This window comes from Sphingobium sp., assembly GCF_035511395.1.
Classification (GTDB): Bacteria; Pseudomonadota; Alphaproteobacteria; order Sphingomonadales; family Sphingomonadaceae; genus Sphingobium.
In genome coordinates, this window is record NZ_DATKFP010000227.1 from 1 (window position 1) to 10,829 (window position 10,829).

The 10,829-nt window shown below is 63.5% G+C and carries 9 protein-coding genes, 1 pseudogene and 1 riboswitch; of the genes and pseudogenes, 9 read left to right on the forward strand and 1 reads right to left on the reverse strand.

What is annotated here, in order from left to right; genetic code table 11:
- The 6 genes from VMR39_RS15425 to VMR39_RS15450 all read left to right on the forward strand — a co-directional run.
- A partial coding sequence (locus VMR39_RS15425; RefSeq protein WP_325416836.1) for a methionine--tRNA ligase occupies positions 1-1,094 on the forward strand: 1,094 nt, incomplete at its 5' end.
- A 4-nt stretch (positions 1,095-1,098) separates the two neighbouring features.
- Positions 1,099-1,872: a TatD family hydrolase gene (locus VMR39_RS15430; RefSeq protein ID WP_325416837.1), complete on the forward strand. Its 774-nt coding sequence runs from the start codon at positions 1,099-1,101 to the stop codon at positions 1,870-1,872.
- Positions 1,869-2,660, forward strand: coding sequence for an MBL fold metallo-hydrolase (locus VMR39_RS15435; protein WP_325416838.1), 792 nt, complete (start codon positions 1,869-1,871; stop codon positions 2,658-2,660). Before VMR39_RS15430 ends, VMR39_RS15435 begins: the two co-directional genes overlap by 4 nt.
- Positions 2,660-3,289, forward strand: coding sequence for a retropepsin-like aspartic protease family protein (locus VMR39_RS15440; protein ID WP_325416839.1), 630 nt, complete (start codon positions 2,660-2,662; stop codon positions 3,287-3,289). Before VMR39_RS15435 ends, VMR39_RS15440 begins: the two co-directional genes overlap by 1 nt.
- Positions 3,286-4,587: an MFS transporter gene (locus VMR39_RS15445; protein ID WP_325416840.1), complete on the forward strand. Its 1,302-nt coding sequence runs from the start codon at positions 3,286-3,288 to the stop codon at positions 4,585-4,587. Before VMR39_RS15440 ends, VMR39_RS15445 begins: the two co-directional genes overlap by 4 nt.
- Positions 4,588-4,830: 243 nt before the next feature.
- Positions 4,831-5,052, forward strand: a riboswitch (cobalamin riboswitch).
- A gap of 187 nt (positions 5,053-5,239) precedes the next feature.
- Positions 5,240-7,165 (forward strand): TonB-dependent receptor plug domain-containing protein, encoded by a 1,926-nt coding sequence (locus VMR39_RS15450; protein WP_325416841.1) that lies wholly within the window; start codon positions 5,240-5,242, stop codon positions 7,163-7,165.
- A gap of 54 nt (positions 7,166-7,219) precedes the next feature.
- Here the strand turns inward: VMR39_RS15450 and VMR39_RS15455 are convergent, their stop codons facing one another.
- Positions 7,220-8,083: an ABC transporter substrate-binding protein gene (locus VMR39_RS15455; protein ID WP_325416842.1), complete on the reverse strand. Its 864-nt coding sequence runs from the start codon at positions 8,081-8,083 to the stop codon at positions 7,220-7,222.
- A gap of 53 nt (positions 8,084-8,136) precedes the next feature.
- Here VMR39_RS15455 and VMR39_RS15460 point away from each other — a divergent pair, with 53 nt between their 5' ends.
- The 3 genes and pseudogenes from VMR39_RS15460 to VMR39_RS15470 all read left to right on the forward strand — a co-directional run.
- Positions 8,137-9,129, forward strand: a complete 993-nt coding sequence (locus VMR39_RS15460; RefSeq protein WP_325416843.1) for an iron ABC transporter permease — start codon at positions 8,137-8,139, stop codon at positions 9,127-9,129.
- Positions 9,123-10,337: pseudogene (locus VMR39_RS15465) on the forward strand (ABC transporter transmembrane domain-containing protein); the annotation flags it as partial. The gene VMR39_RS15460 and the pseudogene VMR39_RS15465, both read left to right, overlap by 7 nt.
- 48 nt (positions 10,338-10,385) lie before the next feature.
- The coding region (locus VMR39_RS15470) for an ATP-binding cassette domain-containing protein (RefSeq protein WP_325416844.1) at positions 10,386-10,829 on the forward strand (444 nt) is incomplete at its 3' end.

The following is a 10,829-nucleotide window of genomic DNA, read 5'->3' on the forward strand; positions in this document are numbered from 1 at the left end:
GGACCGTCGAGGAAAGCTGGTTCTTTCGCCTGTCTGCTTATCAGGATCGGCTGCTCAAACTTTACAACGGCCAGCCCGACTTCATCCAGCCCGACAGCCGCCGTAACGAGATCATGCGTTTCGTCGAGGGCGGCCTGAGCGACCTTAGCGTATCCCGCACCAGCTTTGACTGGGGCGTGAAGGTGCCGGGAAGCGAAGGCCATGTCATGTATGTGTGGGTCGATGCGCTCACCAATTATCTGACCGGCTGCGGCTATCCTGATGATGCCGATCGGCTGGCCCGCTATTGGGCAGAAGGCGGCGACATTACGCACATAATCGGCAAGGATATCGTGCGCTTTCATACCGTTTACTGGCCAGCTTTCCTTATGAGCGCCAAGTTGCCTCTGCCCAGGCAAGTCTTCGGCCACGGCTTCCTGCTCAATCGCGGCGAGAAAATGTCCAAGTCACTCGGCAATGTAGCCGACCCGATGGAACTCGCCGAGAAATTTGGCGTCGACCAGCTGCGCTATTTCCTGCTGTCCGAAGTGACTTTCGGCAATGACGGCAGCTATAGCGCGGAGGCCATCGTTGCCCGCTCCAACAGCGATCTCGCCAACAGCTTCGGCAATCTGGCGCAGCGGACCCTGAGCTTCATCGCCAAGAATCTGGAGGGGCGTCTGCCCGAGCCTGCGCCGCAGGATGTCGACAGCGATCTGCTCAAGACAATCGCCGATGCCGCCCGGACTTTCCAGGCTGCCATGGCCGATCTCGCTCCCTCCGCCGCGATCGAGGCGTGGATGCGGGCAGTCTTCGCGTGCAACGCATACATCGATGCGCAAGCGCCTTGGGCGTTGCGCAAGACCGATCCGGCGCGGATGGAAGCCGTGCTTGCGATCCTTTACGAAGCGATCGCTAGCCTCGCCATCATGATCCAGCCAGTCATTCCAGCCAGTGCGACGGCGCTGCTCGACCAGATGGGCATTGGTGCGGAACGGCGTGGCTATGCCGTAATCGGCAGTGCCTTTTATGCAGAACTGCGGACCGCCGGCTTCACGCTCAGCCCGCCCAAGCCGCTTTTCCCGCGTTTGGAAATGCCGGAAGCCAAGGCCTGACATCATGCTGATAGACAGCCATTGTCATTTGAATTACAAAGGCTTGATCGAAGATCAGGCCAATGTACTTGAACGGTCGCGGGCTGCCGGCGTCGGCCTGATGCTGAACATCGCCACGCGCGAAAGCGAATGGGACGCCGTACTCGATACCGCCGTCCGCGAACCCGATGTCTGGGCGACGGTCGGCATCCATCCGCATGAAGCCGACGAGCATCCCCATATCGACACCGCCAAGCTGGTCGAGCGCGCTGCGCACCCGCGCGTAGTCGGCATCGGCGAAACCGGCCTCGATTATTATTACGACCATAGCGACCGCGAGCGGCAGCAGAAAAGCTTCCGATCGCACATCGCCGCCTGTCGCGAAACCGGCCTGCCGCTGATCGTGCACACCCGCGATGCGGAGGAAGACACGCTGGCGATCATGCGCGACGAGATGGGGAAGGGGAGCTATAGCGGCGTCATCCATTGCTTCACCGCCAGCGGCGCCTTCGCCGACGCGGCCATTGAGATTGGCTTCTACATCAGCATTTCCGGTATCGTGACCTTCAAGAATGCGAAGGATTTGCAGGAGACGGCGGCACGTCTGCCGCTCGACCGGCTGCTGGTCGAAACCGACTCCCCCTTCCTCGCGCCGGTGCCGCATCGTGGCCAGCCGTGCGAACCAGCCTATGTCGCCGACACCGCCAAATTCCTCTCCAATCTCCGTGGGGAAAGCGTCGAGGAACTGGCGGCCGCAACTTCTGCCAACTTCCGCACACTCTTTTCGAAGGTCGCATGAGCCTGAAGCTCACGATCCTGGGCAGCGGCACCTCTTCGGGTGTGCCAAGGATCGGCAATGACTGGGGCGACTGCGACCCCATCGAACCGAAGAACCGGCGCACTCGTGTCTCGATCCTGGTCGAAAGTCCGACCACCCGCATCCTGGTCGACACATCGCCTGACCTGCGCGCGCAACTGCTGGCGGCGGACGTCGTCCAGATCGATGCCATACTGTGGACCCACGATCATGCCGATCATAGCCACGGTATAGACGATGTGCGGCAGCTATTTCATCATCGCCGCACGCCTGTGCCTGCCTATGCGCGTGCGCAGACCATGAAGCTGCTCCAGCGGCGCTTCGCTTATGCGTTCGAGGGCGCCAACGGCTATCATCCAACCATCGACGCGCATGTTTTGCCGGATGGCCTGCGCATCGGCGATATCGACATCGCCTGCGTTGATCAGCCCCATGGAGACATCTGGTCTACCGGGTTTCGCTTCAGTCATGATGGTCATAATGTCGGCTATGCGACTGATTTCCATGCCATGACACCTGACATGCTGGCGCTCTATCATGGTCTGGATGTTTGGGTGGTCGACGCTTTGCGGGAAAAGCCGCATCCCACGCATCCTCATCTGGCCCTGACGCTGGAGGCTATCGCCGCCACCTTGCCCGACCGCGCGATCCTGACACACATGGACCAGAGCATGGATTATGCGACCCTGCTCCGCACCCTCCCAAAAGGCGTCGAGCCGGGCTATGACGGCATGATAGTGGAACTGGGCGCAAGCGAGCAGGGGGCTTGATGGACGGCACGGATCAGACGGCATCCACCATCTGGTATGTGCTCGCAATCATGCTGGTCGCCTCCTCGCTGATCGGTCGGCGACTGGCTTGGGGTGCCGTGCTGCGCATGGCTCTACTCTGGGTCGCGATCTTTGCCGGATTGCTGGGCGTCTTCAAATTCGCGCAGAACCAGGGCTATCTGACCGGCCGCTGGGCGGAGCAGGGCGGTGTCGCCGCGCCTGATGAAGCGCCCTCCACATTGCCGGCCGCCCGGACGGAAGGACAGGCGCTACGCATCCCTGTCGCGCCAGACGGCCATTATTGGGTGGAGGGAACGATCAACGGCACGCCCGCCCGCTTTCTCATCGACAGTGGGGCAACCTTCACCGCCCTGTCAGAAACCACCGCGCGCGCCGCCGGTCTCAACTATGACATTGGTTCGCCCGGCGTCATCATGTCGACTGCCAATGGCAAGGTGGAAGCGCGCCGCTCCAGCATCTCCACGCTCGCCATCGGGCCGATCCGCTCCGGCGACCTGCCGGTCGTGGTGTCCCCTGCCTTTGGCGAGGTCAACGTTATCGGCATGAACATGCTCTCGCGCCTGAAGGGTTGGGGCGTACAGAATGGGGAGATGGTTCTGACACCATGACGTCAACGACAGGACAGGGCGCCCCGACGCAGGGCCAAAGGCTGAAGGCCATCATCGGCGGTTCCACCGGCAATTTGGTGGAATGGTATGACTGGTATGCCTATGCCGCCTTCACCCTCTACTTCGCGCCACATTTCTTTCCGAGCGAGGACCGGACTGCTCAGTTGCTGAGCGCGGCGGGCATCTTTGCGGTGGGCTTCCTGATGCGGCCGATCGGCGCTTGGCTGATGGGGGTCTATGCCGACCGCCATGGCCGCAAGAGCGGCCTGACCCTGTCGGTGGCATTGATGTGCGCGGGATCGCTGCTGATCGGGATCACGCCGGGTTACGAGACGATCGGCGTGGCAGCACCACTGCTGCTGGTGTTGGCCCGGCTGATGCAGGGTTTGTCGATCGGCGGCGAATATGGCGCGAGCGCCACCTATCTCTCCGAAATGGCAGGCAAGAACCGGCGAGGCTTCTTCTCCAGCTTTCAGTATGTGACGTTGATCGCGGGCCAGTTGGTGGCGATCTGTGTCCTGCTGGTGCTACAGGCGATGCTGACCGAAGCGCAGCTCGATGCGTGGGGCTGGCGCATTCCCTTCTTTATCGGTGGCGCGCTGGCGGTCATCGTCTTCTGGCTGCGGCGAGGCCTTGCCGAGACGCAGAGCTTTACCGTGGCCAGGGCGCAAGGCGCGCCCAAGTCGGGCTTCGTCGAACTCATCACTAACCATCCGCGCGAGACGCTGACGGTGATGCTGCTGACGGCTGGCGGCACGATCGCCTTCTACGCCTACAGCATCTACATGCAGAAATTCCTGGTCAACACGAGCGGCCTCAGCCGGGAAATGGCGTCCCAGATCAATGCCGTGACGCTGTTCCTGTTCATGCTGTTGCAACCCGTTGCGGGTGCCTTGTCCGACAGGATCGGCCGCAAGCCGCTGATGGTCGGCTTTGGTGTTCTAGGCATGTTCTGCACCTATCCGATCTTCGCGACCCTAGCGACGACCAAAGATCCGCTGGTTGCCGGGATATTGGTGATGGCAGGGCTGGTGATCGTCACCGGCTATACGTCGATCAACGCCGTGGTGAAGGCTGAGCTGTTCCCAGCCCATATTCGCGCATTGGGCGTAGCGCTGCCTTATGCGCTGGCCAACACGCTGTTCGGCGGCACGGCCGAGTTCGTCGCGCTTTGGTTCAAGCAGGCCGGGATCGAACAGGCATTCTATATTTATGTGACAGTAATGATCGCGATATCGCTGGTCGTCTATGTGAAGATGCGCGACACGGCAAAACACAGTCTCATACGCGAAGAGTAAACGGCTCTTTGCCAATTCCAACAGCGAAACCGACAATCCCGGGCATCATGAGCGACAGCAGATATTTAACATAATTAGTATTATCAAACTATTGATACGGTGTTGCGATGCCATCCCCTTCCCGTGCTGGCTTGACCATCTTGCGCCAATGCAGGTCGATAGCCGCGCTTCTTACCGAAATAGCGAAAGCCGATTGCGAAAATGGGGATGCGCGCTATGGGCGATCCTGTGGGGAACAGATGATCCCTGCATGATCGCGCCGGTGCCCCTCGGGGCTTGAATGGGAACATGGTGAGGCGGCTTCGCAAAAGGCCGGCAAATCCAGGGCTGTCCCTGCAACTGTAAGCGGTGAGCGCGATGCACGGGTTCCGGATCGATCCGGGACAGCCACTGGGGAAACCTGGGAAGGCGTGCATCAAGCGACGACCCGCGAGCCAGGAGACCTGCCGGCGTGGGTCGCTCATTGTCCCAGGTCCAGGGAAAAGGCCGGGGCACGGAGATTGTCCGTCGAGCGACGACCAGGCGGCGCGGGCCGCCTCGGCACGGGGTATGCGGGCGCCATGACGCCGGCTCGCCTGTCTCGCGCCGGTCGATCGCTACGCGCGCATCGGCAGGCCCCGCCTTTCGTTGCCGGCGTTCGGAGGGGGCTCCGATGAAGATTATCAAGACCATTTCCCTGATTGCCTTGACGGCTACGACGCCGGCCCTGGCGCAGACGCCTGATGGCGAACCCGGCATATTGCCTGGCGACGAGATCATCGTCACCGCCTCCCGCTCCGGCGAAGGCATCAGGGCCAACCAGCTAGGCGCATCCGTCAGCGTGATCGACAGCGCCACTATGGAAGCGCGGCAGACGCGCATCGTGTCCGATGTGCTGCGCGACGTGCCCGGCATCGCCGTCAGCCGTATCGGCGGCATCGGCGGCCAGACCCAGATCCGCCTGCGGGGCAGCGAATCCAACCATGTGCTGGTGCTGATCGACGGTATCGAGGCGGCCGATCCCTATTATGGCGAATATGATTTCGGTACGCTGATCGCCGATCCCGCCGCCCGGATCGAGGTGCTGCGCGGCCAGCAATCCTCGCTCTACGGATCCGACGCGATCGGCGGCGTGATCAACTATATCACCCTGTCGGGCCGCGAGGCTCCGGGCACCAGCGCGCGGGCAGAAGGCGGTTCCTTCGGCACCTTCAGCGGCGCGGCACGAGTCGCGGGCGCAAGCGACGCCATCGACTACGCCCTGTCTGCCACCTATTATGACACGGACGGCTATCCGACCGCGCGCGGCGGCAATCGCGACATCGGCTCGCAGAATCTGGGCGCCAGCGGAAAGTTCAACTGGATGCCGACCGATACGCTGAAGCTGACCGGCGTGCTGCGCTACAGCCTGACAAAGGCCGATACCAACAACAGCGAGTTCGACCCCAACAGCCCGCTTTTTGGCTACACCGTCGACAGCCCCGGTGTGCGCTATCGCAACGAAGCGCTCTACGGCCTGCTGTCGGCCCAGTTGACCGCGCTCGACGGGCGATGGATCAACACTCTAGCTGGCCAGTTCGCTGACACCACGCGCAAGGGCTATGCCTCCTACGGCTTCGACTATGGTGACAAGGGCCGGCGCTACAAGGGGTCGCTTACCTCCAGCTTGACGCTGGGAACGGAAGCCGTAACGCACCGCATCACCGGCGCGGTCGATGTCGAGCGGGAAAGTTTCCGCAACCTGTCCAGCCTCGCCTTCATGGGCAAGCGGCATACCGACAATCTGGGCATTGTCGGCCAGTATGAACTGACCGCCGGTGCCCTCTCGCTGGGTGGATCGGTGCGCTATGACGAGAATAACCGCTTCGACGACACCACCACCTGGCGGATGCAGGGCAGCTATCTGTTCCCCACCGGCACGCGAATCCGTGCCGCTTATGGCACGGGTGTCAAGAATCCCGGCTATTACGAACTCTACGGCTATATCGACGGCACCTATATCGGCAACCCGAACCTGAAGCCGGAAAAGTCCGAAGGCTGGGAAGCGGGTCTTGAGCAGAGCATCGGCGGCTGGGCGACGATCGGCGCGACCTGGTTCGATTCCACGCTGAAAGATGAGATCTACACCAGCTACCCCGCCCCGGATTTCATCGCGACCCCCGCCAACCGCGATACGAAGAGCAAGCAGCATGGTGTCGAGGCGTTTGTCAGCGCCCAGCCCCTGCCCCAGCTTCGCTTTGACCTCGCCTATACCTGGCTGAATGCGAAGGAAGACGGCGTGCGGGAAATCCGTCGGCCAAAGCATGTGGCGAGCTTCAACACCACGGTCAGCACCGCCGACCAGCGGCTCTCCGGCACGCTAACGATCCGCTATAACGGCCGCACCACCGACACGGCCTATACCGATCCCAGCTATATTCCCGTCACTCTTTCGATGCGTGAATATGTGCTGGTGAACCTCAGCCTCGACTATAAGCTGTCACGCAATGTCGCGCTGTTTGGTCGCGTCGAAAACCTCGCTGACGAAGAGTATGAGGAAGTGTTCAGCTTCGCCACCGCAGGCCGCGCCGCCTATGGCGGCGTCCGCCTTACCTTCTGATCGATGCGAACGGCGCGCAGTATCAGCGGCGCGTCGTCCATTTCAGATGAACTGTCAGTGATGCACTCTATCCCACTGGATTATCCGATAAGCCATGTTCCGAGCGGCGAGGGTGTAGGCCTGAGTGCCGCACACCGTCCAGGCCTGCGGGATGCTGATCCGGGGAATGTCGCGCAGTGCGGGATGGTGCAGCATTTCACTCCCCTGATCGGTCACGCGGTCGGTGGCGGTTTCAACGATCAGGAAGTCGGGTCGCGCCGCCACCATTTCCTCCAGGCTCACTTGCGCCAGTGGCGGCTTGCCGAGTTTCGCAGCAAGGTTCACCAGCCCCATGCGCCGCATCAGGTCGTCGATCAGCGTGCCTGTGCCTGTCATATATCCCCGCCGCTGATAATAGGCCGCGACCCGTCCCCTGCCCGGCCGGGGCAGACTCGCGAGTTCCCCCTTCATTCGCGCGATCATGACATCGCCCCGATCGGGATGGCCGACAGCGGCAGCGGTAGCCCGAATCGAAGCATAAATATCCGCCAGACTGTCGGCGCTGGTCAGGTCCAGCGTCCGATATCCCCGCCCCTTCAGCCCGCCGACCGCGGCGCTGCGCCGGGCCGGCATCCCCGCGACCAGATCGGGGTCGATCGCCAGTATCTGCTCGGCCGAATTGGCAAGCATCGGCACGCCCTTCGCCCGATCGACCTCGGCCGACATGTCCCTGTCCATGGCGTTGCGCGTCAATCCGGCGATCTGTCCGCGATCGGCCAGCGCCAGAATGAGCTGGTCGGCGCAGAGGTTGAGCGACACGATCCGCTTCGGCGGCTGGATCGGTCCGGGCGCCGGACGCGCCGTTGCAGACCAGAGCACCGAACCGCCCGCAGCGGCAAGGCACAGACAGACGGAGAGAAGAAAGGCTTTGCGCGACATGCGTCTTCCCATAATCGGCACAGCATGCGGGGCAAATGGATAAGATGATGGGGATGACGGGTCAGCGCCTCCTGCTGCTTGCAGCGCTTGCCATCCTTGTCGGCATGGCTGCGGTCGGATCGCTGCTACTGGGACCGGTAAATCTTTCGATCGCCCGGATCGTCGGCGCATTGCTGGACCATGGGGACAGGATCGCGGATACCATCCTGTTCGATCTGCGCGTGCCGCGCACGCTCATAGGCCTGATGGTCGGCGCGATGCTTGGCCTGGCCGGCGCGGCGATGCAGGGCTATCTGCGCAACCCACTGGCAGAGCCGTCGGTGCTGGGCACGTCGAGCGCGGCGGCGCTAGGCGCGGTCGGAGCACTTTACTTCGGGCTTTCCGAACTCCATCCGGCGATGCTGCCGCTCCTCTCGATTGGCGGTGCCTGCCTGTCGCTGCTGCTGCTCTTCTTCCTGGCGGGACGATCGGAAAGTTCGCTGACGCTGATCCTGGCCGGAATCGCCGTCGCGACACTGGCGCAGGCGGGGATCGCGCTGGCGCTCAACCTGTCGCCCAATCCCTTCGCCGCGATGGAGATCATGACCTGGCTGATGGGAAGCCTGGAGAATCGTTCCTTCGACCATTTCTGGATCGCGCTGCCCTGCATCGTCACCGGCATGGCGCTGCTGCTGTGGGACGGCCACTCACTCGATGCGCTGACGCTCGGAGAGGATGGCGCGCAGGCGCTGGGCGTAGACCTGCGCCGTACCCGGCTGCGCCTGATGCTCGGCACGGCGATCGGCGTGGGCGGCGCGGTGGCGGTATCGGGTTCGATCGGCTTCATCGGCCTGATCGTGCCGCACCTGCTGCGCCCGCTGACCGATCGCAGCCCATCGGCCATCCTGCTGCCCGCCGCGCTGGGGGGCGCGGCGCTGCTGACCTTCGCCGACATTGCGGTGCGACTCATCAACATCATGAATGAACTCAAGCTGGGGGTGGTCACGGCTTTCCTCGGCATCCCGATCTTCCTCCTCCACCTGATGCGGGAGCGGCGACTGTGGTGATGCTGCAACTGGATGGCGTCAGTGTCACGCTGGGACGGCGCAGCGTGCTGAACGGGATCGACGCCCGGTTCAGCCCTGGTGCGCTGGTCGGCATCGTCGGCCCCAATGGCGCCGGCAAGTCCACGCTCGCGCGGGCGATGCTGGGCCTTGTCCCGGCAAAGGGCGATATCCGGTTCGACGGTCATGCCGTCGCCACGTTGCGACGCGATGCCCTGGCACGCCGCGTCGCCTATCTGCCGCAAGGGCAGACGCTGCACTGGCCGCTGACGGTCGAGCGGCTGGTCGGCCTTGGCCGCCTGCCCCACCTCGGCCCCATGTCGCGGATCCGCGGCGAGGACGCCGCCGCCATCGAACGGGCGATGGCGCGCGCGGACGTACTGGACCTGCGTGATCGGATCGCGACCGAGTTGTCCGGCGGAGAGCGCGCTCGCGTCCTGCTCGCAAGGGCGCTGGCGGTCGAGGCGCCCGCGCTGGTTGCCGACGAACCGCTCGCCAGCCTCGATCCCGGCCATCAGATCGACGTCATGGATCTGCTGCGCTCCGAAGCGCAGGGCGGCACGCTGGTGATCGCCGTCCTCCACGACCTCACCATGGCCTGGTCCGCCAACCACGTGCTGGCGGACCTGCGGCGCGAGATGTTCGACCGCCTGTTGCGCCTGCCCGACGGCTATTTCAAGCGCATGGGGTCGTCGGTCCTGCTGAACCGCTTCGTGGTCGACGCCACCAACGTCATGCAGCTGGCCACCGAGGTCATCACGGTGCTGGTGCGCGAGACCCTGATCGTGATCTCGCTGGCCTGCGTGCTGTTCTACCTGTCGTGGAAGCTGACCCTGATCGCGCTGGTGGCCTTTCCGCTGTCCACCTTCATCATGCGCGCCATCGCGCGCCGCATCCGCCGCATCAACCGCGAGACCATCACCATGAACGGCGAGCTGACCCGGGTGGTGAGCGAGGCCATCGATGGCCAGCGGGTCATCAAGCTGTTCAGCGGCTATGCCCACGAGGAAGAGCGCTTCCTGCACATCAACGGCCGGCTGCGGCGCTTCGCGATGCGCAACACGGTGGCCGGCGCGGCCTCGGCGCCCATCACCCAGGCCATCGCCGCCGTGGCGCTGGCGGTCGTGGTGTCGACCGCGCTCGGGCAGTCGGGCGCCAACCAGATCACCGTGGGCGGCTTCGCCGCTTTCGTGACCGCCATGCTGCAGATGCTCGATCCGCTCAAGCGGCTGGCCAATGTCGCCAGCCCCATGCAGCGCATGCTGGTGTCCGCGGAAAGCGTGTTCGCGCTGGTGGACGAGGAACCCGAACGCGATGACGGCGTGCGTCAGCTGCCCAGGCCGGCGCGCGGGCATATCGAGTTCGAGCGGGTGTCCCATCGCTTTCCCGACGCCGGCCGCGACACGCTGGAGCAGATCTCGTTCACGGTGGAGCCGGGCCAGACGGTGGCTTTCATCGGGCGGTCCGGCAGCGGCAAGACCACGCTGGTCTCCATGCTGCCCCGCTTCGCGCTGCCCACGGCGGGATCGATCCGGGTGGACGGCATTCCCATCGACGAATTGACGCTGACCAGCCTGCGCGACGCGATCTCGCTCGTGAGCCAGGATGTGGTGCTGTTCGACGACACCATCGCCGCCAATGTGAGCTACGGCGCGAATACCGCGCCGTCGGAAGCGGCCATCCGCCAGGCGCTGGCCGATGCG